At 71.7% G+C, this 23,467-nt stretch carries 21 protein-coding genes; 2 read left to right on the forward strand and 19 right to left on the reverse strand.

What is annotated here, in order from left to right; all coding sequences use genetic code 11:
• Positions 1-151 precede the first annotated feature (151 nt).
• The 18 genes from ACH34Q_RS39840 to pgsA all read right to left on the reverse strand — a co-directional run bounded on the left by ACH34Q_RS39840 (position 152) and on the right by pgsA (position 19,175).
• Positions 152-2,323 (reverse strand): RelA/SpoT family protein, encoded by a 2,172-nt coding sequence (locus ACH34Q_RS39840; protein ID WP_395988375.1) that lies wholly within the window; start codon positions 2,321-2,323, stop codon positions 152-154.
• Positions 2,324-2,981: 658 nt separating this feature from the next.
• On the reverse strand, positions 2,982-3,506 hold the full coding sequence (locus tag ACH34Q_RS39845) for an adenine phosphoribosyltransferase (protein WP_395988421.1): 525 nt from the start codon (positions 3,504-3,506) through the stop codon (positions 2,982-2,984).
• A gap of 162 nt (positions 3,507-3,668) precedes the next feature.
• On the reverse strand, positions 3,669-4,838 hold the full coding sequence (gene secF / locus ACH34Q_RS39850; RefSeq protein ID WP_395988376.1) for a protein translocase subunit SecF: 1,170 nt from the start codon (positions 4,836-4,838) through the stop codon (positions 3,669-3,671).
• Positions 4,838-6,691, reverse strand: coding sequence for a protein translocase subunit SecD (gene secD / locus ACH34Q_RS39855; RefSeq protein WP_395988377.1), 1,854 nt, complete (start codon positions 6,689-6,691; stop codon positions 4,838-4,840). Before secD ends, secF begins: the two co-directional genes overlap by 1 nt.
• Positions 6,692-6,780: 89 nt before the next feature.
• A complete protein-coding gene (gene yajC / locus ACH34Q_RS39860) occupies positions 6,781-7,287 on the reverse strand; it encodes a preprotein translocase subunit YajC (RefSeq protein ID WP_395988378.1) in 507 nt (168 codons plus the stop codon).
• 202 nt (positions 7,288-7,489) lie between these two features.
• A complete protein-coding gene (ruvB, locus tag ACH34Q_RS39865; RefSeq protein WP_395988379.1) occupies positions 7,490-8,554 on the reverse strand; it encodes a Holliday junction branch migration DNA helicase RuvB in 1,065 nt (354 codons plus the stop codon).
• A 141-nt stretch (positions 8,555-8,695) separates the two neighbouring features.
• Entirely contained in the window at positions 8,696-9,298 is a 603-nt protein-coding gene (gene ruvA, locus ACH34Q_RS39870; protein ID WP_395988380.1) for a Holliday junction branch migration protein RuvA, read from the reverse strand.
• Complete coding sequence (gene ruvC / locus ACH34Q_RS39875) at positions 9,295-9,867, reverse strand: crossover junction endodeoxyribonuclease RuvC (protein ID WP_395988422.1); 573 nt, start codon at positions 9,865-9,867, stop codon at positions 9,295-9,297. Before ruvC ends, ruvA begins: the two co-directional genes overlap by 4 nt.
• 106 nt (positions 9,868-9,973) lie before the next feature.
• On the reverse strand, positions 9,974-11,122 hold the full coding sequence (gene eis, locus ACH34Q_RS39880; protein ID WP_395988381.1) for an enhanced intracellular survival protein Eis: 1,149 nt from the start codon (positions 11,120-11,122) through the stop codon (positions 9,974-9,976).
• Between the two features lie 144 nt (positions 11,123-11,266).
• Positions 11,267-12,019, reverse strand: a complete 753-nt coding sequence (locus tag ACH34Q_RS39885; RefSeq protein ID WP_395988382.1) for a YebC/PmpR family DNA-binding transcriptional regulator — start codon at positions 12,017-12,019, stop codon at positions 11,267-11,269.
• A gap of 4 nt (positions 12,020-12,023) precedes the next feature.
• A complete protein-coding gene (gene pdxT, locus ACH34Q_RS39890) occupies positions 12,024-12,641 on the reverse strand; it encodes a pyridoxal 5'-phosphate synthase glutaminase subunit PdxT (protein ID WP_395988383.1) in 618 nt (205 codons plus the stop codon).
• A gap of 69 nt (positions 12,642-12,710) precedes the next feature.
• Complete coding sequence (locus ACH34Q_RS39895; RefSeq protein WP_395988384.1) at positions 12,711-13,331, reverse strand: DUF6928 family protein; 621 nt, start codon at positions 13,329-13,331, stop codon at positions 12,711-12,713.
• Positions 13,332-13,514: 183 nt separating this feature from the next.
• A complete protein-coding gene (gene pdxS, locus ACH34Q_RS39900; protein WP_395988385.1) occupies positions 13,515-14,429 on the reverse strand; it encodes a pyridoxal 5'-phosphate synthase lyase subunit PdxS in 915 nt (304 codons plus the stop codon).
• A gap of 151 nt (positions 14,430-14,580) precedes the next feature.
• On the reverse strand, positions 14,581-15,630 hold the full coding sequence (locus ACH34Q_RS39905) for a DUF3048 domain-containing protein (protein ID WP_395988386.1): 1,050 nt from the start codon (positions 15,628-15,630) through the stop codon (positions 14,581-14,583).
• A 126-nt stretch (positions 15,631-15,756) separates the two neighbouring features.
• Positions 15,757-16,305, reverse strand: coding sequence for a hypothetical protein (locus ACH34Q_RS39910; RefSeq protein WP_395988387.1), 549 nt, complete (start codon positions 16,303-16,305; stop codon positions 15,757-15,759).
• A 16-nt stretch (positions 16,306-16,321) separates the two neighbouring features.
• The gene (locus ACH34Q_RS39915; RefSeq protein WP_395988388.1) at positions 16,322-17,488 is read right to left on the reverse strand and encodes a glycosyltransferase family 4 protein; all 1,167 of its coding nucleotides are present in this window, start codon (positions 17,486-17,488) and stop codon (positions 16,322-16,324) included.
• A complete protein-coding gene (locus ACH34Q_RS39920) occupies positions 17,485-18,471 on the reverse strand; it encodes a phosphatidylinositol mannoside acyltransferase (protein ID WP_395988389.1) in 987 nt (328 codons plus the stop codon). The genes ACH34Q_RS39915 and ACH34Q_RS39920 overlap by 4 nt, the downstream gene beginning before the upstream one ends.
• A complete protein-coding gene (gene pgsA / locus ACH34Q_RS39925; RefSeq protein WP_395988390.1) occupies positions 18,468-19,175 on the reverse strand; it encodes a phosphatidylinositol phosphate synthase in 708 nt (235 codons plus the stop codon). The genes ACH34Q_RS39920 and pgsA overlap by 4 nt, the downstream gene beginning before the upstream one ends.
• Before the next feature lie 353 nt (positions 19,176-19,528).
• Between pgsA and ACH34Q_RS39930 the strand changes: the two genes are divergently transcribed.
• Positions 19,529-21,694, forward strand: a complete 2,166-nt coding sequence (locus ACH34Q_RS39930; RefSeq protein WP_395988391.1) for an elongation factor G-like protein EF-G2 — start codon at positions 19,529-19,531, stop codon at positions 21,692-21,694.
• Between the two features lie 60 nt (positions 21,695-21,754).
• On the opposite strand, the gene ACH34Q_RS39935 is transcribed toward ACH34Q_RS39930, so the two are convergent.
• On the reverse strand, positions 21,755-22,246 hold the full coding sequence (locus tag ACH34Q_RS39935) for an HIT family protein (protein ID WP_395988423.1): 492 nt from the start codon (positions 22,244-22,246) through the stop codon (positions 21,755-21,757).
• A 379-nt stretch (positions 22,247-22,625) separates the two neighbouring features.
• Between ACH34Q_RS39935 and ACH34Q_RS39940 the strand changes: the two genes are divergently transcribed.
• The gene (locus ACH34Q_RS39940; protein WP_395988392.1) at positions 22,626-23,345 is read left to right on the forward strand and encodes an Asp23/Gls24 family envelope stress response protein; all 720 of its coding nucleotides are present in this window, start codon (positions 22,626-22,628) and stop codon (positions 23,343-23,345) included.
• Positions 23,346-23,467: the final 122 nt, after the last annotated feature.

The raw sequence follows: 23,467 nt of genomic DNA on the forward strand, positions 1-23,467 counted from the left end.
CGGAGGCGAGCCTCACCGGCCAGATCGCGAAGCGATGCCGCGCTCGCCCAAGAACCGGTCAGGTACGAGCCGCCAGGCGAGTACCTGGGCCGGGTCTTTAGAAACACAGCCGCCAGGCGAGCACCGTGGGCCGAGACTTTGAGACACAGGTTCAGCGGCTGGTGCCGCTGGTGACGCGGTAGACGTCGTAGACGCCGTCGATGGTCCGGACGGCCTTCAGGACGTGGCCCAGATGCTTGGGGTCGCCCATCTCGAAGGTGAAGCGGCTGACGGCCACCCGGTCGCGGGTGGTGGTGACCGAGGCGGACAGGATGTTGACGTGCTGGTCCGACAGCACCCGGGTCACGTCCGACAGCAGCCGCGGGCGGTCGAGCGCCTCGACCTGGATGGCGACCAGGAAGACCGAGTCCTCGCCGGGCGACCACTTGACGTCGATCAGCCGGTCGGGCTGGGTCTTCAGGCTGGCCACGTTGGCGCAGTCGGCCCGGTGCACCGAGACCCCGTGCCCGCGGGTGACGAACCCGACGATGTCGTCGCCCGGAACCGGCGTGCAACATCGCGACAGCCGTACCCACACGTCCGAGTCGCCCGCGACGACGACGCCGGGGTCGGTCGCGCGGCTGCGCTTGCGCTTGGTGGGCAGCGCGATCTCGGCCAGGTCCTCCTCGGCGCTCTCCACCCCGCCCAGGGCCTCCACCAGGCGGTGCACGACGTGCTGCGCGGAGGTGTGCCCCTCGCCGACCGCCGCGTACAGCGACGAGACGTCCGGGTAGCGCATGTCGCGGGCCAGGGCCAGCAGCGCCTCGCCCGACATCATCCGCTGCAGCGGCATGTTCTGCTTGCGCATCGCGCGGGCGATGGAGTCCTTGCCGGACTCGATCGCGGTGTCGCGGCGCTCCTTGGAGAACCAGTGCTTGATCTTGTTGCGGGCGCGGGCGCTCTTGACGAAGTTGAGCCAGTCGCGGCTGGGCCCGGCGTCCTGCGACTTGGAGGTGAAGACCTCGACGGTGTCGCCGTTGTCGAGCGTGGACTCCAGCGGTACGAGGCGCCCGTTCACCCGGGCGCCGATGCAGCGGTGCCCGACCTCGGTGTGGATCGCGTACGCGAAGTCGACCGGCGTGGCGCCCTGCGGGAGGGCCATCACGTCGCCCTTCGGCGTGAAGACGAAGACCTCGGAGACCGACAGGTCGAACCGCAGCGACTCCAGGAACTCGGCCGGGTCGGCGGTCTCCTTCTGCCAGTCCAGCAGCTGCCGCAGCCACTGCATGTCGCCGGCCTTGCGGCCGCCGACCGTCTCCTCCTTGTACTTCCAGTGGGCCGCGACGCCGTACTCGGCCCGCCGGTGCATGCCCCAAGTACGGATCTGCAGCTCGACCGGCTTGCCCTCGGGCCCGATCACGGTCGTGTGCAGCGACTGGTACATGTTGAACTTCGGCATCGCGATGTAGTCCTTGAACCGGCCGGGGACCGGGTTCCATCGCGCGTGGATCGAGCCGAGCGCCGCGTAGCAGTCGCGGACGCTGTCGACCAGGACCCGGATGCCGACCAGGTCGTAGATGTCGTCGAAGCTGACATCCCGGGCGATCATCTTCTGGTAGATCGAGTAGTAGTGCTTGGGCCGCCCGGTCACGCTGGCCTTGATCTTGGCCTCGCGCAGGTCGGTCGACACGTTCTCGATCACGTCCTGCAGGAAGTCGTCGCGGCGCGGGGCGCGCTCGGCCACCAGCCGGGCGATCTCGTCGAACCGCTTGGGGTAGAGCGTGGCGAAGGACAGGTCCTCCAGCTCCCACTTCAGCGTGTTCATCCCCAGCCGGTGCGCCAGCGGGGCGAAGACCTCCAGCGTCTCGCGGGCCTTCTTCTCCTGCTTGTGCCGCGGCATGTAGCGCAGCGTGCGCATGTTGTGCAGCCGGTCGGCGAGCTTGATCACCAGCACCCGGATGTCGCGGGACATCGCCACGACCATCTTGCGCACGGTCTCGGCCTCGGCCGCCTCGCCGTACTTGACCTTGTCGAGCTTGGTCACCCCGTCGACCAGCGCGGTGATCTCGTCGCCGAAGTCGGAGCGCAGCTCCTCCAGCGTGTACGCGGTGTCCTCGACCGTGTCGTGCAGCAGCGCCGCGCAGACCGTCTCGGTGTTCATCCCGAGCTCGGCGAGGATGGCCGAGACCGCGAGCGGGTGGGTGATGTACGGGTCGCCGCTCTTGCGCTTCTGGTCGCGGTGATGGTGGGCGGCGACGTCGTACGCGCGCTCGATCAGCCGCAGGTCCGCCTTGGGATGGGTGTTGCGGACCGTCTTGATCAGCGGCTCGAGGACCGGGTTCATCGAGGGGCTCCGCTGTGCGCCCAGCCGGGCGAGCCGCCGGCGGACCCGTGCGGCCGACGGCGGAATCGTGCCTGGTGCGGGCCGGGCAGAGCCGCCGCCCGTGCCCGTGCCCGTGCCGGACCGAGAGCCCGTGCTGGAACGCGAGCCGGAGCCCGTGCCGGGACGTGCGCCCGGGGCGGCTGGGCGCGCCGTACGGGAGCCTGGGCCTTCAGGGGCTGAATCACCTTGGGGAAGTCCACTTTTGGAAGAGCGTTCACCGGCGGGGATGGGGACCTTCGGGTCCAGGGCCGCCGGGGCGGGAGTCGGATCGGCGGGCGTGGCGGTGCCTTTGGAGGGTGCGGCCGCGTCCTGCGGCGCCGCGGTCCCGGCAGGCGCTGTCTCGGCGGGCGCGGCTTCGTCGGGCACCGTCTCGTCGAGCACGGCGTCATCGATCGCGGTGTCATCGAGCACGGGCCCGGATCCGGCCGCGGCGGACTCCGCCTCGGCCCCGGGCTTCCTCGCCGGGCCTGTCGCGGTGTCGGTCACCGCGTCGGTCGATACCACCTCACCGGGCACCCAGCCTCCTCAAACTCGGGACGCCATACCCTCGTCGCCCCGCGGGATGCGCCCGTTTCCCCACCGGACCCGATACCGCCAGTGTATCGGCAGCTATTTCGTACTAGACCGTAACCAGTGAATGGACGTCCAGATTCCCGAGCTTGTCGCGCCCGTGCAGGAACGACAGCTCCATCAGGACCGAGAGCCCCACGACCTCGCCACCGCCGCGGCGGACCAGTTCGGCCGCCGCGCGCGCGGTGCCGCCCGTGGCCAGGACATCGTCGACGATCAGCACCCGTTCACCGGGACCGAACGCGTCCTCGTGCATCTCGATCGTCTCGGTCCCGTACTCGAGATCATAGGTCTCCGCGTATGCCCGCGATGGCAGCTTTCCCTTTTTCCGCACCGGAACGAACCCGGCGCCGAAGTGGTAGGCGACCGGGGCGGCCAGGATGAAGCCGCGCGCCTCGATCCCGACGATCTTGTCGACGGTGCCGCGGCCGTGATGGTTCACGATCGAGTCCACCACCCCGGCGAACGCCACATGGTCGGCCAGCAGCGGGGTGATGTCCTTGAAGACCACGCCGGGCTTGGGGTAGTCGGGTACGTCGCGGATCCGGTCCTGGATCAGCTTGTCGAGGTCCACGTGCGTCGCTCTCTTCCTGGTCACGCGCCGGCCGTGCCCACGCCCATGGCTGGGGGTGGACACGGCCGGTGTGCTCGCTGCTTGCCGTTCTCCCGGGCTTGCCGCCCGGGGGTGTACCTGCTCTGGGCTTGCTTGCCCCGGGCATGCCCGCCCGGGGCTCTGCTACTTCCGGCGTTGCTGCCGGGTGCCCCGCTTGGGCTGCTGGCGCGGCCCCTGCTGGACGACCTTGCGGACGGTCACCGCGACCGGGAGCTCGTCCTGGCCCGCGTCGTCCGCCGGGACGTCGTCCTCGGGAACGTCGTCGACGGGACCGCCCTCACCCGCCGGGACCATGGCCTTGGCGGCCTTGGCGCTCTTGGCCTGGCGCTTGGCGCTGTTCTGCCGGCGCTCGATGTTGGCCCGCAGCTCGCGGAACCTCGGCTCCCGCTCCTTGAGCTGGACCAGCAGCGGGGTGGCCACGCAGATCGAGGAGTAGGTACCGACGACCATGCCGACGAACAGGGCCAGCGACAGGTCCTTCAGCGTGCCCGCGCCGAACAGCGTGGTCCCGATGAACAGGATCGCCGCCACCGGCAGGATCGCCACCAGCGAGGTGTTCAGCGAGCGCACCAGCGTGCTGCTGAGCGCCTGGTTGGCGGCCTCGCTGTAAGTGATCTTGGAGGACGCGCTGAGCGGTTTGGTGACCTCCTTGATCATGTCGAACACCACGACGGCGTCGTACAGCGAGTAGCCGAGGATGGTCAGGAAGCCCAGCAGCGTGGCCGGGGTGACCTCGAAGCCCGACCAGGCGTACACGCCCGCGGTGATCACCAGGTCATGGACCAGCGCCACCACGGCGGCCAGCGCCATCCGCCACTCGAACGCCACCGAGAGATAGGCGATGATCAAGATCATGAAGACGAGCAGCGCCTGCCACGCCTTCGCCGAGACCTCGCCGCCCCAGGAGGCCCCCACCACCTGGGTGCTGACCTTCTGCGCCGGGACGTTCAGCTCCTCGGCGACGTTGGCCTTGACCTCGGTCACCTCGGTGGAGCTCAGGCTCTCGGTGGTGACCCGCCAGCCGTCGCCGGCCTCCTGGACGATGGCCTGGTGCGCCCCGCCGCCGGTGATGGCGCCGCGCACCTGCTCGATCGAGGCGCTCGGCGCACTGAAGGTGAAGACCGAGCCGCCCTTGAACTCCACGCCGAAGTTGAGGCCCTGGAACAGCAGCCCGGCGATCGAGAACACCAGCAGCAGCCCCGAGATCGAGTACCAGACCTTGGGCTTGCCGACGATGTCGGCGCTGATCTCGCCCCGGTAGACGCGGGAAACGATCGCGCGCAATCCCAGCATCAGGCCTCCTGGCTCTTCGGGCTCTTGGGGCTCTTCGGGCTCTTGGGGCTGGGTTTTCCCGGGCCCTTCGGGCTCCTCGCACTCTTCGGGCGGGCGACCGTGGCGGCACCGGCGCTGACACCGGCGCCGGCGACGGCCGGGACGACCTTGTGCAGGCGGGCCGGATTGAGGCCGGAGAGCGGATGGCCCTTGCCGAAGAACTTCGTCCGCGACAGCAGCCCCACCAGCGGCTTGGTGAAGAAGAACACCACCACGACGTCGATCAGCGTGGTCAGGCCCATCGCGAACGCGAAGCCCCGGACCCCGCCGACGGCGAGGAAGTAGAGCACCAGAGCGGCCAGGAACGTCACTGCGTCGGCGACCAGGATGGTGCGCCGCGCCCGCTTCCACGCCACCTCGATCGAGGGCCGCAGCATCCGGCCGGCCCGCAGCTCGTCACGCAGCCGCTCGAAGTAGACGATGAACGAGTCGGCCGTGATGCCGATCGAGACGATCAGTCCGATGATGTGCGGCAGCGAGAGCCGGAAGCCCATGTTCTCGCCCAGGATGACCACCGAGACGTAGGTGATCCCGGCCGCCACCACCAGGCTGGACACCGCCACCAGCCCCAGGCCCCGGTAGTAGAGCAGGCAATACAGCAGCACCAGCACCAGCCCGATCGCGCCGGCGATCAGGCCGCCGCGCAGCTGGTCGGAGCCCAGCGTGGACGACACCTCGTCGATCGAGCTCTGGGTGAACTCCAGCGGCAGCGCACCGTACTTGAGCACGTTGGCCAGGTCGGTGGCGTAGGCCTGGGTGAAGCTCTCCGGCGGCCCGTCGATCTGGGCGGTACCGCCGGTGATGGCGCCCTTGCTGATGCTCGGCGCCGACACGACCTGCCCGTCCAGCACGATCGCGATCTGCGAGCGAGCGGAGCCGGGGCTCTGCTGGTACGCCCGGAAGGCGTCGGTGGTCACCTCGCCGAACTGCTTGCCGCCCTTGGAGTCGAACTCCAGGCTGACGAACCAGCTGCTCTGGCCCTGGGTGGTGTCCGGCGGCATCGCGGCCGCGTCGGAGACGTTCTCGCCCAGGACCCGGGTCGGGCCCAGGATGTACTTGGCGACCTGGCCGCTCTCTTCCTTCTGGTCGCAGGCCGCGACCCACTTGCGGTTGGGGTCGTTGGACCCCGGGACCCGCTTGTCGGGGACGTAGCAGTTGAGCGCCTCGAACTGCTGGACGACGGCCTTGTCGTCGATGCCCGACAGATCCACCCCGCCGGCGTCGGGCGTGGCCGGCAGCCCCGTGGGAAGCCCGGACGGGGACGGGTTCGGCGGGGCACCGGAGCCCGATGCGGACGGGGTGGGCGTCGGCGCGGCGGCGAGCGCCTCCGACAGCGCCCGGCCGCGCGGCGTCGTCGAGGGACTGGGCGACGGCGAGGGCGACTTGCCCTTCTCGTCCTTGCCCTTGTCCTTGTCGCTCTTGGCCTTGTCCTTGGCCGTGGGCGACGGAGACGGAGCCGGGGCGGCCCCGGCCGGCTTGCCGTCGGCCATCGCGTACACCTGGCGGAACTGCAGCTTCGCCGTGGTGCCGATCAGCTGGACCACGCGGTCCTGGCCCTGCCCGGGGACGTTGACCACGATGTTGCTGGAGCCCTGCTTGGCCACCTCCGCGTCCGAGACGCCCAGGCCGTTGACCCGCTGGGTCATGATCTTGACGGCCTGGTCCATCTGGGTGGCGGGCGGCGTCTTGCCGTTCGCGGTCTTGGCGGTCAGCGTGACCGTGGTCCCGCCCGCCAGGTCGAGCCCCAGCTTGGGCGTGGGCGGCCCCTGCAGGAACATCACGCCCGTGAGGGCCGCCATGACCACGAACAGCACGAGGAGCGTGCGCCCTGGCTTGGGTACGTTGCTTCTAGGCGGAGCCACTGGTCGGTTAACTTCCCGTCGTCACTGATGTCGGGGCCGGGTCAGCCCGAGGACTTCTTCGACCCCTTGCCGACCGCGGTGGCACCCGCGGACTCCGCGTCCTCGCCGGTCTCGCCGTCCTCGTCCGTGGCCTTGGCGTCGGACTTGCCGAGGTCGGCCTTGGCGCCGGACTTCGACAGGTCGGTCTTGGCCTCGTCGTCCTCGGTGAGGTCCTCGTCCTCGTCGTCCTCGTCCTCGTCCTCGGTGAGGTCGACGTCCTCCCCGGTGGACTTGACGACGTTCATCACGGCCGCCTTGACGAACCGCGCCTCGACGCCCGGGGAGATCTCCAGCACGATGCCGTCGTCGTCGACGGAGACCACGCTGGCGTGCATCCCGCTGGTCGTCACGACCTTGGCGCCCGGCTGCAGATTGCTCTGCATCTCCATCTGCTGCTTGCGCCGCTTGCTCTGCGGGCGGATCAGCAGGAAGTAGAAGACCAGGGGAACGGCCAGCAGAAGCAGAAGGTTGAACGCTCCGCTGCCACCCTGCTCTGCCGCAATAATCATGTCGCTGCCCATCACTGGGGCGTCCTTCCGATGTGGTTTGCCCGGCCTGTCACCTGAATACGGTGTCCGATGGAGCGGCCGGCCGGGCACGGGGTGACCGAGTCCCGGAGTCTAGAGAGTACGCCAGACACCGGGCAACGACGTGACGATCGGGAGCCCGGTGAAGTTCCCAACCCGTTACGGGCCGCATGTCAGTTCGTGATCACTGCTCGGGCGGCTCGGCGTCGTCGTCCAGTTCGAACAGCGTACCGGCCATGGGGGCCGAAGCGGGTGCGGTGAGCCCCAGATGCGCCCAGGCGGCCGGCGTGGCGATCCGCCCTCGCGGCGTCCTGGCCAGCAGCCCCAGCCTGACCAGGAAAGGCTCGGCGACGACCTCCACGGTCTCCGGCTCCTCCCCCACCGACACCGCCAGCGTGGACAGCCCGACCGGCCCGCCGCCGAACTTGCGCATCAGCGACCCCAGCACGGCCCGGTCGAGCCGGTCCAGGCCCCGCTCGTCCACCTCGTACAGGCGCAGCGCGGCCCGGGCCAGGTCCAGGTCGACCGATCCGTCGGCCCGTACCTCGGCGAAGTCGCGGACCCGGCGCAGCAGCCGGTTGGCGATCCGCGGCGTGCCCCGGGACCGGCCCGCGACCTCGGCGGCGGCGTCGTCGGTGATCTCGACCCCCAGCAGCCGCGCGGACCGCTTGACGATCACCTCGAGCTCGGCCGGCTCGTAGAAGTCCATGTGCGCCACGAACCCGAACCGGTCGCGCAGCGGCCCGGGCAGCATCCCCGCCCTGGTCGTGGCCCCCACCAGCGTGAACGGGGCGATCTCCAGCGGGATCGCGGTCGCCCCGGGCCCCTTGCCCACCATGACGTCGACCCGGAAGTCCTCCATCGCCATGTAGAGCATCTCCTCGGCGGGCCGGGCCATCCGGTGGATCTCGTCCAGGAACAGCACCTCGCCCTCCGCCATCGTCGACAGCACCGCCGCGAGATCGCCCGCCCGCTCGATCGCCGGCCCCGAGGAGATCCGCAGCGGCTGCCCCAGCTCGGCCGCGATGATCATGGCGAGGGTCGTCTTGCCCAGCCCCGGCCCGCCCGACAGCAGCACATGGTCGGGCGTGCGGCCGCGCCGCAGCGCGCTCTGCAGCACCAGCGACAGCTGCTCGCGCACCCGCTCCTGCCCGATGAAGTCGTCGAGCTTCTTGGGCCGCAGCGCGGCCTCGATCACCGACTCCTCGGACCCGTCCACGGCGGCCGAGACCAACCGATCAGCGTCCATTGGCTCGCTCCGCTCGCCGGCTCGCGGCCGTCTCACGCGACGGCTTCCCTCGTCGCTCCGGTCGCAGGCTCCCTGCGCTCCTCAGTCCAGCCGCCGCGCGGCCGCTCGCGCCCATTGGCTCGCTCCGCTCGCCTCCGGGAATCACTTGCTCAGCTTCCTGAGGGCGGCCTTGAGGAGGGCGGCGACGGGCGGGGGTTCGGCGCCGTCGATGTCGGCGGCGACCGCGTCCACGGCGGCGTCGGCGTCGCGGGCCGTCCAGCCCAGGTTGACCAGGCCCATCTGGACCTGCTCGCGCCACGGCTCGGCCCGTACGGGGGCGCGCACGTCGGAGCCGTCGCCGATCGGGCCGCCGAGCCGGTCCTTGAGCTCCAGCACGATCCGCTGGGCGCCCTTCTTGCCGATCCCGGGCACCTTGGTGAGGGACGTGAAGTCCTCGGTGGCCACGGCGCGGCGCAGGGCGTCGGGGGTGTGCACGGCCAGCATGGCCAGGGCGAGGCGGGGGCCGACACCGCTGGCGGTCTGCAGCAGCTCGAACACCGAGCGCTCGTCGTCGTCGGCGAACCCGAAGAGGGTGAGCGAGTCCTCCCGTACGACCAGGGAGGTCGGGACCTGGGCCTGCTCGCCGACCCGCAGGCCGGCGAGCGTGGCCGGGGTGCACTGCACCGCCATCCCGACCCCGTGCACGTCGATCACGGCGCCGTCCGGCCCGGCGGCGGCCACCCGGCCGCTGACGAAGGCGATCACAGCCCTGCTCCCCCTCTGTCGCTGGTACGAGTGTCGCTGGTACGAGTGTCGCCGGTACGGGTGGTCCTGGTCCGGGCGGCGTCGATCCTGGCCTGCGCGCCGCCGCGCCACACGTGGCAGATGGCCAGCGCCAGCGCGTCGGCCGCGTCGGCGGGCTTGGGCGGGGCGTCCAGCCGCAGCAGCCGGGTCACCATGTTGGTCACCTGCGCCTTGTCGGCCCGGCCGTTACCGGTGACGGCGGCCTTGGCCTCGCTGGGCGTGTGCAGCGCCACCGGCAGCCCGCGGCGCGCCGCCACGAGCATGGCGACCCCGGCGGCCTGGGCGGTGCCCATCACGGTGCGCACGTTGTTCTGCGAGAACACCCGCTCGACCGCGACGGCGTCGGGTTGCAGCTCGTCCATCAGCGCCTCGATGCCCGCCTCGATGCCCAGCAGGCGGAGGGCGACATCGTCGTCGGGGCTGGTCCGCACGACGGTCACCCGGACCAGCCGCAGCGGCTTGCCCGGCGAGCCGTCGACCACGCCGACCCCGCACCTGGTGAGCCCGGGATCCACGCCCATCACCCGCACACGCACTCCTTCGATCATCTGTTCGGCAGCCGCCACGCTACCGAACAGGCCGGACATACGTCGCGCTCACGCGCCCCGTGTCCGCAACGATCAGTGTCCGGAACGATCAGAAGTGGTCGAGCGAGAAGGGCAGGGCGGCGAAGACCGCGTCCAGCTCCGGCGCGTCCCCTTCGAGCAGGCCGGCGGCCCGCAGCGTGGCCGTGGGCACCCCGGAGTAGAGGGCGGCCAGTCCGCCCGCGCCGACCCGGACCGCTCCGGGGGTCTCCGCCGACCGCTCGAGCCGTCCACTACCGTCCTTGACCTCCAGCCGCCAGGCGCCCGCGTTGGCGGGCGACCAGGGGTCGTCGATGATCAGGGGTACCTCGGCCGCCACCCCGGCCGGGTAACCCCGGGCCTGGATCGCGGCGGGCGCGTCCACGACGCGCAGCATCCAGCGGGTCCGCTGCACCTCCTCGCTGGAGCGTTCCCGCGTGAGCCAGAACACCGGGTCCTGGGGCGCCACGTACGCGGTCACGGAGGAGGCGGTCGACGAGCCCGAGCCGACCAGGGCCCAGAGCGCGCGGAGCGTCCGCTCCGATCCCGCGACCAGCCTGCCCACCTCGAGGCACTCGTTGCCCTCGGACCAGCGGTATTCGAGGAAGCCGTCCTCGGCCAGGTAGAAGTACTTCTCCGGGTCGGCCAGGAGGACCCGCCACCGGTCCTCGCCCCAGTCGACGGGCCCGCTCGCCCGCGCGTCCCGGTGCACCTGCCCGATCACTCGCGCCACTTCGGCGGCGTCGTCGGGCGTCGCGCGCCGTACCTCCAGGGGCTCCGCCCGTACGGACCGCAGCGCCTCCGCGGCGAACCGGACCCCGTGCAGCCCGCCGGCGTGCTCCCAGCCGAACGAGCGGTAGAGCGGAGTGGTCGCCGGATACAGCATGGAGACCGCGTGGCCGAGCGCCGCGCAGCTCTCCAGGACCCCGGTCATCAGCGCGCGCCCGATGCCGCGGCCGCGCATCTCCGGCGCCACGGCGACCTCGCTGACCCCTCCCATGGAGACCGGCCTGCCGTGCCACCACTGGGCCATGTCATGGATCACCGCGGTGGCCACCAGCCGGTCGCCCTCGAAGGCACCGAACTGCCGCCCGGCGCCCAGCGTCGACCGCGCGCGCTCGAAGGCCCGCTCCCAGTACGCGTCCGACCGCCGCCCGAACGCCCTGTCCAGCAGGTCGCGGACGGCTTCTCTGTGCTCCTGGCCGAGCCCCCGGATCTCCATGATCTCGACCGTACGACCCGCCGGACCTCGCCGCAACGCCGGAACGCCCACGAATGAACACGGAGAGTCATGGTGGCGGTAAGGTCCCGCCACGGCGAACGCCGCCGTGCTTCGGGCGCGGCGGCGTTCGGTGTGTACGGACCGTCAGTCGTCGATGGCCGCGAGGACCTCGTCCGAGACGTCGAAGTTGGCGTAGACGTCCTGGACGTCGTCGCTGTCCTCCAGCGCGTCGATGAGGCGGAAGACCTTCTTGGCGTTGTCCTCGTCCAGCGGGATCGAGACGCTGGGCAGCCAGCTGGAGTCGGCGGACTCGTAGTCGATGCCGGCCTCCTGCAGGGCGCTGCGGGCCGGGATCAGGTCGCCGGCCTCGCACACGACCTCGAAGTTGTCGCCCAGGTCGTTGACCTCTTCGGCGCCGGCGTCCAGGACGGCCATCATGACGTCGTCCTCGCTGGTGCCGTCCTTGGGGACGATGATGACGCCCTTGCGGTTGAACAGGTAGGACACCGAGCCGGGGTCGGCCAGCGAGCCGCCGTTGCGGGTCAGCGCGACCCGCACCTCGGAGGCCGCGCGGTTGCGGTTGTCGGTGAGGCACTCGACCAGGACGGCCACACCGCCGGGGGCGTAGCCCTCGTAGGTGATGTTCTGCCAGTCGGCGCCGCCGGCCTCCTCACCGGCGCCGCGCTTGCGCGCGCGCTCGATGTTGTCGTTGGGGACCGAGTTCTTCTTCGCCTTGTAGATGGCGTCGTAGAGGGTCGGGTTGGCGTCGGGATCACCGCCGCCGGTACGGGCCGCGACCTCGACGTTCTTGATCAGTTTGGCGAAGAGCTTGCCCCGCTTGGCGTCGAGGGCCGCCTTCTTGTGCTTGGTGGTCGCCCATTTGGAATGGCCGGACATTCTCTTACTCCTCCTCGATCGCCCGGCGCACCAAGTCGGCGAAGTAGTGGTGCACGCGGTGGTCGCCCGTCAGCTCCGGGTGGAACGCGGTCGCCATGAGGCGTCCCTGCCGGACGGCGACGATCCTATCGATGTTCGGGCCGCCCTCGGTGCGGCCGAGCACCTGGACTCCGCCGCCGACCGACTCCACCCAGGGGGCGCGGATGAAGACGGCGTGGAACGGCGTGTCCCCCACGCCGGTCAGCCGCACCTCGCTCTCGAACGAGTCGACCTGGCGGCCGAAGGCGTTGCGGCGGACGGTCATGTCGATCCCGCCGAAGGTCTCCTGGCCGTCCGCGCCGTCCCGGATCCGGTCGGCGAGCATGATCATGCCGGCGCAGGAGCCGTAGGCGGGCATCCCCGCCTCGATCCGCTTGCGCAGCGGCTCCAGCAGCTCGAACGTGCGGGCCAGCCGCCACATCGTGGTGGACTCGCCGCCGGGGATCACCAGGGCGTCGACGCTCTCGAGCTCGTCGGGGCGGCGTACGGGCAGGGTGCGCGCGCCGGCGCCCTCCAGGGCCCTGGCGTGCTCGCGCACGTCGCCCTGCAGGGCGAGAACTCCGATGGTGGGCACAGCGGTCACGTTGAAGCCTTCCGGGGAGGTGGTGTTCCGACCGTACAACGTCCCCGGAACGGGAGGATCTTCCCCTGGTCAGCAGAGCTTGAAGCGGCGCAGCGGCAGCTCCAGGGGCAGGAAGCCGTCGTCGCCGCGGTCGGCGATGCCGCGGCCGAACATGTGGGTGCCCGCCAGCGCCAGGCCGAACTCCTCGGGGTCGAACGGCAGCGGCACGTCGGGGGTGCCCTCGTCGATGGCCTTCCAGTACGGGAGCTCGGCGGGCAGCCGCTCGCCCTGGTCGACGACCACGCCGTCCTCGGCGGTCACGAAGACGTCGCGGCGCAGCTCGCCGCCCTCGTACCAGCGGAACCAGCAGCCGGAGATCACGCTGTGCAGGACCAGCACGCCGCAGCGGGCGCCGGGCAGCGCGGCGGCGGCGGTGTCGGCGATCCGGCGGGCGTCGTCGTCCAGGCAGAACAGCCGCCGGTCGCACAGCAGCACGGCGCGGTCGAAGACGCCGACGAACAGCTCGTCCTCGTACGGCCAGAGGGCGAAGTCCAGGACGGTGTCGCCGGTCTCGGTGAGGGTGGCGGCCGGGTAGAGGCCGCGGGCCAGCGTGGCCGCCGCCCCGGGGTCGGGATCGGGGTCGAGGCCGGGCCGGAAGACCTCGGCGGGCTCACCGGCGCTCGCACACGCCAGCGCGACCGACCACCCCATGATCGTCCCCTCTCGCGGCCGGGCCGCCCTGGGGCCGTTCCGCCCCCGAAGGACCGCGCGGCCAGCGTAAACCCTGGGCCGCGCGAGCGGGAGGGGGCGCCGTAGGTAACCGTCCGGTCACTTACGGCGCCCCTCCCCTCGTCCTGTCACGAGCGGCCCGTCACCAGGGGTGCAGGCCGGTCGTCACCAGCCGCGGCCGGCGAACTTCTGGTCCTCGCCCAGGGAGGCGACGTTGATGCCGACCATGGCGTCGCCGAGGCCGCGGGAGGCCTTGGCGATCACGTCGGGGTCGTCGTGGAACGTGGTGGCCTTGACGATGGCCTCGGCGCGCTTGGCCGGGTCGCCGGACTTGAAGATGCCGGAGCCGACGAACACGCCCTCGGCGCCGAGCTGCATCATCATCGCGGCGTCGGCCGGGGTGGCGATCCCGCCCGCGGTGAACAGCACCACCGGCAGCTTGCCCGCCTCCGCGACCTCCTTGACCAGCTCGTACGGGGCCTGGAGCTCCTTGGCGGCCACGTACAGCTCGTCCTCGGGCAGCGACTGCAGGCGGCGCAGCTCGCCGCGGATCTCGCGCATGTGGGTGGTGGCGTTGGAGACGTCGCCGGTGCCGGCCTCACCCTTGGAGCGGATCATGGCCGCGCCCTCGGTGATCCGGCGCAGCGCCTCGCCGAGATTGGTGGCACCGCACACGAACGGGACGGTGAACGCCCACTTGTCGATGTGGTTGGCGTAGTCGGCCGGGGTGAGCACCTCGGACTCGTCCACGTAGTCGACGCCGAGCGCCTGCAGCACCCGGGCCTCGACGAAGTGCCCGATCCTGGCCTTGGCCATCACCGGGATCGAGACGGCGGCCTTGATGCCCTCGATCATGTCGGGGTCGCTCATCCGGGAGATGCCGCCCTCGACGCGGATGTCGGCGGGCACCCGCTCCAGGGCCATCACGGCGACCGCGCCGGCGTCTTCGGCGATCTTCGCCTGGTCGGGGGTGACGACGTCCATGATCACGCCGCCCTTGAACATCTCCGCCATGCCGCGCTTGACCCGGGCGGTGCCGGTGGCGGGAGTGTCGTTGGCAGAGCTGGCAGTGTTGGACACGAGTCTTCCTCACGTGAACGGACGGCAAGTCGGTTTCCATGATATTGCCTGCTCGACCCGGTATCGGACCCGGCAGAGTGTCAAGCTTCCACGTCCCGTTCTCACAGGTTGCGCGCACCGGCGCGGAACGCCCCGCCGGCAGGGGCGCGGGCTACGGAATGCGGGGCTCGCCGTCGTTGACGATGACCATCCAGACCTGTCCCTTGGCGAACGTCATCCGCTCGCCGCCGGCCGTCGTGAACGTCGTCCCCTTGCCCTCCGACGGGCGCGACCAGCGGGTGTCGTAGGCCTTGCCGTCGCGCAGGACGAGGGCGCGGCCCGTACCGGTGGTCTCGATCAGCGGGGTGTAGTTGCCGAGGAAGTCGTGGAACTTGGACCTGGTGGTCTTGGCGTACTGGATCACGACCGTCTGGCCGCCCAGGACGCCGCCCTCGGCGGCGGTGTTGGTACGGCCGCTGTGGGCCGACAGCCAGCGCTTCTGCTTGGCCGACCAGGTGAACGACATCCGGGTGGAGGGCCACTTGGCGGTGAAGGTCTTGAGGGGCTTGCCGCCCTCGGGGGCCGGTCCGAAGCGGAAGCCGATGTCGCGCGGCCCCTCCGCCTTGGGCGCCTGCTTCAGCAGCGACTTGGGGCTGGCGTAGAGGTTGTACGGGATGGGCTTGGAACCGGCCCTGAAATAGGCCGACCCGGCGTTCTCCTGCGAGATGTCGTACAGCGGTGCCTGCTTGACGTACTTCTTCATCTTGCTCTGCACGCCGGAGAACGCGAACGCCGGCTTCCCGAACTGCGGGAGGATGTGCAGGTCGGAGATGCGGGCGCTGCGGACCGGGCCGACCCGGGACGGCAGCTTGGACGAGTACACGGCCATCAGCCGGGTCTCGCCGCCCTCGACCTGCTCGACGTACACGATGTCGGCCGAGCGGACCCCGGTCTGCGGCAGCGCCGGCCGGGTGTTCTCGACCTTCACGGCCAGCACCGGATTGTCGAGCCCGCTCCTGCCCCCGGTGAACGGGTGCGTGGCGGGGGCTGAGGGCTTGCCTGAGGGGCGCTCGCCCTCGGCGCCGGGGGGCACGGCCGTCTCCGGCCCCGAGCCGCCTGAGCACGCGGTCAGGGCGGCCCCGAGGGCGACGGCCCCGATCCCGGCGGCCGTACGGCCCCGGACGCGGCCACGGGTCCCCGAGGGACCCCACACGAAACCCACGATTCTGCCTCCCAACGGCGGACCAGCCCGAGGGTAGCGAATACGTAAAAGCACTATGTCCGGTTCATCCCCCGACGTGACCCGGCCCGTACGGCCGGCGCGCACGCGGCGCCCCGGCCCGTACGGTCAGCCCCGGAGCGCCTCCGGAGGGTCGTCGTCGATCTCGAAGAAGCCCGGCAGCGGGGCCCGGCCGGCCAGCGGCAGCACCCGGATCAGCCTCTTGCGGCGGGCGATCCGCGCGCCGGAGACGGCGTCGTTGTAGAAGCGGCGGGCGTAGACGACCTTGGCCGAGGCCGAGGCCATCTCGTCCAGGACCGGCTGGCCGTCGCCTCTGGCCTTGAGCGTCTCGGTGAAGTCGGGCTGGTCGACGACCGCGCGCAGCGCCCGGGACAGGTCGCTCTCGGCGAACTCGCGCCCGTCGGCATCGGCCGTACGGGCCTCGTGCGCGGCGGTGGCCAGCACCAGGCTGGTGGCCGGGTCCAGCTGCCGGGAGGCCGCCATCTCCAGCGCGACCGCCGCCCTCCGCACGAGGGCGGCGTCCAGCGCGGCCCGGGCCGTCTCGACCCGCACGTGCAGCCGGTCGAGGCGGGTCGCGCGCCAGGAGACGTACACGGCGATCAGGAAGACGACCGCGATCCAGAACAGGACGTCGATGATCCAGTCGGGGAAGGGCATGTGTGACGAACGCCTCTCAGGCTCGGCGGCCGGACTCGACCACGCCGGCGCCGTCCAGGGCGACGGTCTCGTACACCCGCAGGACGTCGCGGGCCACCGACGACCAGTCGTAGGCGCGGACGGCCGCCCGCGCCTCGGCCGACAGCTGCTTGCGCCGGGCGGGATCGTCCAGCAGTTCCCCGGCGGCGGCGGCCAGTGCCTTGTGGTCGCCGGTCGGGAACAGCGCCCCGGCTCGGCCGCCGCGCAGCACCCGGTCGAACGCCTCGATGTCGCTGGCCAGGATCGGCGCGCCCGCCGACATCGCCTCGGCCAGCACGATCCCGAAGCTCTCGCCGCCGAGGTTGGGGGCCACGAACACGTCCACGGAGTGGTAGGCGCGGACCTTGTCCTCCTCGCTGACCTGCCCGAGCATCACCACCCGGTCGCGCAGCTCCGGCGACACCTTGGCGACCACGTCGTCGGCGTCGCCCGGCCCGGCGATCAGCAGCCGCAGCCCGGGCCGCTCGCGGCCGAGGATCTCGAACGCGCGCATCAGCACCTGCAGGCCCTTGCGCGGCTCGTCCATCCGGCCCAGGAAGCCCAGCACGCCGCCGGACCCGTCCTGCGCGGCGTCGCCGTCGCCGCGGCCCGGCCAGCCCGGCAGCGGGTCGGCCATCGCGTACCGCTCGGTGGCCACGCCGTTGGGGATCAGCACCGCGTCGCCGCCCAGATGCTCCACCAGCGTGTTGCGGGCCGCCTCCGACACCGCGATCCGGCCGGTGATCTTCTCCAGCGCGCTCTGCAGGATCGGCGCGGTGACCGACACCAGCCGCGAGCGCTGGTACGAGGCGTGGAACGTCCCGACGATCGGGCCCTCGGCGGCCCAGCAGGCCAGGATGCCCAGCGACGGCGCGGCGGGCTCGTGCACGTGCAGGACGTCGAAGGCGCCCTCGTTGATCCAGCGCCGGACGCGGTTGGCCGACAGGAACCCGAACGAGACCCGGCCCACCGAGCCGTTGTAGGGCACCGGCACGCCGCGTCCCGCCGGGACGACGTAGGGGGGCAGCACCGCGTCGTCGTCGGCGGGCGCGATCACCGACACCTGGTGGCCGAGCTCGATCAGTGCCTCGGCCAGGTCGCGGATGTGCTGCTGGACGCCGCCGGGGACGTCCCAGTCGTAGGGGCAGACGATGCCGATCCTCACGGTCCCGATCCTTCCGGCGCCGGTCTCTCCCGGCGCCCCTCCGCCAGATCCTCGACCCACACCTTCTGGAGCATGTGCCAGTCCTCGGGATGCTCCCGGATGCCCTCTTCGAAAACGTTCGCGAGCCGCTGCGTCATCGCCTGGATCTTCTCCTGTCTGACGCCCCCGTCAGGAACCGGGATCTCGTCGTGGACCCGCGCCGCCCAGTACTCGCCTTCGTACCACAAGGTGACCGGAATGAGCGCGGCTCCCGTCTGGATCGCCAGTGCCGCCGACACCGCGGGCATCCGGGCGGTCGCGCCGAAGAAGTCCACGTCGATGCCGCTCTCGGTGAGGTCCCGGTCGACCACCAGGCACACCGGCCGGCCGGCGCGCAGCCGCTGGGCGAGCCGCCCGTACGCGGACGCCCCCCGGTGCGCCAGCACCTCCATGCCCAGACTCTCGCGGAATTCAACGAACCGGTCGAAAAGGGACTCGGGCTTGAGCCTTTCGGCCACCGTGGTGAACGGGTGGCCCTGGTGGACCAGCCAGGCACCGGCGTGCTCGTAGTTGCCCATGTGCGGCAGGGCCAGCACCACGCCCCGGCCGGAGCCGAGCTCCTCGAAGATCTTCTCGTGCCCGGTGATGCGCATCCGGCCGACGATGCGGTCGCGGTCGTACTCGGGCAGCCGGAAGACCTCCAGCCAGTACCGGAAGTACGACCGCAGCACCTTCTTGCTCAGGACCCGGACCTCGTCGTCGACGGCGTCCTTGCCCAGCACCCGGCACAGGTTGCGCTCCAACTGCCGGACGCCCGGCCCGTACCGGTGCCAGGTGCGGTCGGCCAGCGCGGTGAACGCGGCGCGCGCGGCGCGTTCGGGCATCTTGCGGACCACCGTCCAGCCGAGGGCGTAGGCGGTGTCCATCACCTCGTCCCGGGCCTCCGAGAGTTTGGGCGGCCGGGGCAGCTTGGGCGGCTTGGGCGGCCGGATGCCGGGGGTCACGCGCGGCGCTCCGCCCGGGGCTTGGCCCGGCCGGCCGCCCCGGTGCCGCCCTGCGGCTTGCCGGGCCGGGTCTTGGGCTCGACCTGCGGAGCCGCCTCGGCCGCCGGCTCGGCCATGGCCTGCGCCCGTACGGTCGCGAACCGCTGCCCGACCGTGATCGTGCTCAGCACGGCCAGCGCCCACAGCGCCGCCGCCAGGATGAACGGCACGCCCAGGCCGTCGAAGCCGGCCGCGACCAGGACCACGATGAGCCGCTCGGCGCGCTCGGCGATGCCGACGTCGCAGGTGTAGCCGAGGCCCTCGGCCCGGGCCTTGGCGTACGACACCACGACGCCCGACACCAGGCAGTACAGCGCGACGGCGGCCAGGACGTCCTGGCCGTCCCGGTAGAGCCCGATCATCAGCCCGGAGAAGATCGCCGCGTCCGCGACCCGGTCCATCGTGGAGTCCAGGAACGCGCCCCAGCGGGAGATCTTGCCGGTGACCCGGGCGACCGCGCCGTCCAGCATGTCGAACAGCACGAACGCGGTGATCACCATCGTGCCCCAGAAGAACTCGCCGCGCGGGAAGAAGCCCAGCGCGCCCGCCAGCACGCCGACCGTGCCGATGACGGTGATGGCGTTGGGCGAGACCCCGGTCCGCGCGACGGTCTGGCCGATGGGGGTCAGAACGCGTCCCAGCGCGGGCCGCAGTTTGTTGAGCATCGCGTCCGATCCTGTGGTGTCGAGGTCATGGTCCCGTGCCGAGAGGCTCGCCGCGGGGCCGCGCCGGGCTCGGGGGGCCGCGCAGCGCGGGCCCATCGTAGTGCGAGCGCCCGCCACGAGGGGTCGAGGCGGCGCGGCGCGGTCGTCCGGCGGTAAGAGATGACGGACGTTTGCCGTCCGCCTCTTGTGATCCGTGCCGCCACGGGAAAAGGTGTGGACACGGGTGTGACGTCGGTCACGCACGTCGGAAGGTGGCCAGGCGGCGCACTCGGACGACAGGACCGGGCCCCGGCGGAGGGGCCGGGCCCTCAGCCGCACGCGGCCCCGCGCGGGCCCGTCCGAGGAGGTAGTCAATGGCGGATAGGGGAGGCCATCCGGGAGGCCACGGCAGGGCACCGGAGGCCGGCCGGCCCGACAGGGTGCGCAACGTCGCGCTGGTCGGCCATTCGGGAGCGGGCAAGACCACGCTGGTCGAGGCGCTGCTCGCCGCGACCGGCACGATCCAGCGGCGGGGCCGCGTCGAGGACGGCACCACCGTCAGCGACTTCGACGAGGTCGAGGTGCGCCAGCAGCGCTCGGTCAACCTCACGCTCGCCCCGCTGACGCACGGCGACATCAAGGTCAATCTCATCGACACCCCCGGCTACGCCGACTTCGTGGGCGATCTGCGGGCCGGGCTGCGCGCCGCCGACGCCGCGCTGTTCGTGGTCTCGGCGGTGGACGGCATCGACGGCCTCACCCGGCTGCTGTGGGAGGAGTGCGCGCGCGTCGCGATGCCCAGGGCGGTCGTCATCACCAAGATCGACCAGCAGCGCGGCGACTTCGACGACGTGGTGCTGACCTGCCAGGACGTCTTCGGCGAGGGGGTACTCCCCTGCTACTTCCCGGTCGACTCCGGCGACGGCCTCGAAGGGCTGGTCGGGCTGCTGACCCGGCGCTGCCTGGACTACTCCACCGGCGAGCGGGTCGAGTGCGACCCGGATCCGCGCTACCTGGACCAGATCGCCGACCAGCGCGCCGCGCTGATCGAGGGGATCATCCAGGAGAGCGAGGACGAGGGCCTCATGGAGCGCTACCTCGGCGGTGAGGAGATCCCGGTCAAGTCGCTCATCGAGGACCTGGAGACCGCGGTGGCGCGCGGCAGCTTCTACCCGGTCCTGGCCACCTCCGTACCGCACGGCGACCATCCCGGGCCGGTCATCGGGATGCTGGAGCTGCTGGAGGTCATCACCCAGGCGTTCCCCTCCCCGCCGGAGCACGGCATCCCGCCCGTCACCGGTGTCACCGGCGGCCCGCCCAAGGACATCAGGTGCGATCCCGACGGCCCGCTGGTCGCCGAGGTCGTCAAGACCACCTCCGACCCGTACGTGGGGCGGATCTCGCTGGTCCGGGTGTTCTCGGGCACCCTGCGTCCCGACTCCACGGTGCACGTCTCCGGGCACGGCCTGGAGGACCGCGGGCACGAGGACCACGACGTGGACGAGCGGGTCGGCGCGCTGAGCTCCCCGCTCGGCAAGGCCCAGCGCGTGCTGCCGTCCTGCTCGGCCGGGGACATCTGCGCGGTCGGCAAGCTGGCCCGCGCCGAGACCGGCGACACCCTCTCCGATCCGGACGCCCCGCTGCTGATGGCGCCCTGGACGATGCCCGACCCGCTGCTCCCGGTGGCGATCCGGGCCCGTTCCAAGGCCGACGAGGACAAGCTCGGCCAGGCGCTCGGCCGGCTGGTCGCCGAGGACCCCACGCTGCGGCTGGAGAACAACGCCGAGACCCGCCAGCTGGTGCTGTGGTGCATGGGCGAGGCGCACGCCGACGTGCTGATCGAGCGGCTGCGCACCCGGTACGGGGTGGAGGTCGAGCGGGTCGAGCTGCGCGTCCCGCTGCGCGAGACGTTCGGCGGCGCCGCCAAGGGCCTCGGCCGGCACGTCAAGCAGAGCGGCGGCCACGGCCAGTACGGCATCTGCCACATCGACGTCGAGCCGCTGGCCTCCGGCGAGGGCTTCGAGTTCGTCGACAAGATCGTCGGCGGGGTGGTACCGCGCCAGTTCATCCCGTCGGTGGAGAAGGGCGTCCGGCAGCAGATGGCGCGCGGGGTGTCGGCCGGATACCCGCTGGTCGACATCAAGGTCACGCTGCACGACGGCAAGGCGCACTCGGTCGACTCCTCCGACATGGCCTTCCAGGCGGCCGGCGCCCAGGGCCTCAAGGACGCCGCGGCCAAGGTGCCGATCCTGCTGCTGGAACCGGTCGACGTGGTCTCGGTGCTGATCGCCGACGACTACGTGGGCGCGGTCATGTCCGACCTCACCTCGCGCCGCGGCCGGGTGCTCGGCACCGAGGCGGTCCCGGGCGGGCGCACCCTGATCAAGGCGGAGGTCCCGCAGCTGGAGATCACCCGGTACGCGATCGACCTGCGCTCGCTGTCGCAGGGCACCGGCACGTTCGACCGCGACTTCCTGCGGTACGAGCCGCTGCCCTCGCACCTGACCGACAAGGTCGCGGCGGACTCCCGGGACGGCTGACGGCCACGGCCGGCCCCGCGGTCACGGATGACCGCGGGGCCCGGCCGCCGGGCGGGGCCGTCAGGCGGACGGCCAGGCGTCGGCGAGGATCTTGCGGGTGTCGCGCAGCAGCTGCGGGAGAACCTTGGTGTGGCCGACGACCGGCATGAAGTTGGTGTCGCCGCCCCAGCGCGGCACCACGTGCTGGTGCAGGTGCGCGGCGATCCCGGCGCCGGCGACCTGGCCGAGGTTCATGCCGACGTTGAAGCCCTGCGCGCCGCTCGCCCGGCGCAGCGCGGTCAGGGCGTGCCGGGTCAGCTCGGCCAGCTCGCCGTACTCGGCCGCGTCCAGCCCGGTGTAGTCGGCCACGTGCCGGTACGGGACGACCATGAGGTGCCCGGAGTTGTACGGGTACAGGTTGAGCACCGCGTAGACGCGCTCGCCGCGGGCCACGATGAGGCCGTCGTCGTCGGTCATCGCGGGGATCTCGCAGAACGGGCAGCCGTCCTCGGCGCCGGCGCCGGTGGGCTTGCCCTCGCCCTTGATGTAGGCCATCCGGTGCGGTGTCCACAGCCGCTGGAAGTTGTCGGCTGTGCCCGCGCCGCCCCGCTCCTCCTCGTAGCGAGGCTCCTTCGAGCGGGGCTCCCCGGGACGGGGCCCGCTCGCGGTCTGCGCGCCCGGGACGGGCGCGCCCTCGCGCGCCTCCGGCGACGCGGGCTTCTCCGGCTCTAGGCTCAAGGCGGCGCTCTCCTCTTGTTCGCGGCCTGATCAGCGTTCGCGGCCTGACCAGCAGCATAGAGAGAGAAGCCGGAGGGCCTGAAGCCGGGATGCCCCGGCCCGCGCCCGCACCGAGTGAGAAACCCGGATTTCACCGGACTTCACCCGACATGGCGGACGCCCGGGGGGCCGCTCCGACACCATGGAGGGCACATCCACCGTGGGGAGCCGATCGATGACCGACCTCGACAAGGGATTCCCGGGCAACGGCGCGGAGGCCCCGCGGCCCGAGGGCAGGTCCATGCCGTTCTTCCCGTCACCGCCGTCGTCGGGCCCGCCGTCCACCGGCGGCGTCCCGCTGGCCGCACCGCCGCATCCGGCGGCACGGCCGGCGCCGCCCGCCGCGCCGGCCGTGCCCGCCCCGGCCCTCCCGGCCGACCCGATCCGGGCCGACACCGTTCCGGCCGAGACCGTTCCGGCCGACACCGTTCCGGCCGGTACGGTGCCCGCCGGCCCCATCCCTGCCGACCCCGTCCAGACCCACACCACCCACACCATCCCGGCCGCCACCCCGGCCGCGGTCGTGAAGGGACGCATCACCATCGAGGACCAGGTGATCGAGAAGATCGCGGTGCTGGCGGCGCTGGAGGTGGCGGGGGTGGCGGGGTCCGCCGCCTGCACCGCCCGCAGCGAGCCCGCGGAAACGGCCGGCACCCGTGCCCCCGTACCCGTCCCGGGGCTCGACGCGCCCAAGCCGGGCGTGCGGGTCCACCTGCACGACAACGAGGTGACGCTGGACCTCAGCGTCGCGGTCGAGTACGGCTGCGTGATCATGGACGTGGCCAAGCAGGTCAAGACCAATGTGGCGCGGGTGGTCAGCCGGATGCTCGGGATGCGGGTGATCGCGGTCAACGTCGCCGTCGACGACGTCCGCGCGCCGTCTCCGGCCGGATGACGGGCCGATGACGGGCGGCGGGCTCGCCTGCGGAAAGCCGCGGCTACTGAAAGAAACGCCGATTCTTTTCCGCTGAGCCGTTTCCTGTTCCGCCCGTGCCGGGATAGTCCTAGAGGAACGCG

The organism is Actinomadura sp. 9N407, assembly GCF_044326315.1.
GTDB lineage: Bacteria > Actinomycetota > Actinomycetes > Streptosporangiales > Streptosporangiaceae > Spirillospora.

Coding starts and splice junctions, on each gene's coding strand:
- ACH34Q_RS39840 (WP_395988375.1), bottom strand. CDS start 2,323: ATGAACCCGGTCCTCGAGCCGCTGATCAAGACGGTCCGCAACACCCAT.
- secF (WP_395988376.1), bottom strand. CDS start 4,838: ATGCTGGGATTGCGCGCGATCGTTTCCCGCGTCTACCGGGGCGAGATC.
- yajC (WP_395988378.1), bottom strand. CDS start 7,287: ATGATTATTGCGGCAGAGCAGGGTGGCAGCGGAGCGTTCAACCTTCTG.
- ruvB (WP_395988379.1), bottom strand. CDS start 8,554: ATGGACGCTGATCGGTTGGTCTCGGCCGCCGTGGACGGGTCCGAGGAG.
- eis (WP_395988381.1), bottom strand. CDS start 11,122: ATGGAGATCCGGGGGCTCGGCCAGGAGCACAGAGAAGCCGTCCGCGAC.
- ACH34Q_RS39885 (WP_395988382.1), bottom strand. CDS start 12,019: ATGTCCGGCCATTCCAAATGGGCGACCACCAAGCACAAGAAGGCGGCC.
- ACH34Q_RS39895 (WP_395988384.1), bottom strand. CDS start 13,331: ATGGGGTGGTCGGTCGCGCTGGCGTGTGCGAGCGCCGGTGAGCCCGCC.
- ACH34Q_RS39910 (WP_395988387.1), bottom strand. CDS start 16,305: ATGCCCTTCCCCGACTGGATCATCGACGTCCTGTTCTGGATCGCGGTC.
- pgsA (WP_395988390.1), bottom strand. CDS start 19,175: ATGCTCAACAAACTGCGGCCCGCGCTGGGACGCGTTCTGACCCCCATC.
- ACH34Q_RS39930 (WP_395988391.1), top strand. CDS start 19,529: ATGGCGGATAGGGGAGGCCATCCGGGAGGCCACGGCAGGGCACCGGAG.
- ACH34Q_RS39940 (WP_395988392.1), top strand. CDS start 22,626: ATGACCGACCTCGACAAGGGATTCCCGGGCAACGGCGCGGAGGCCCCG.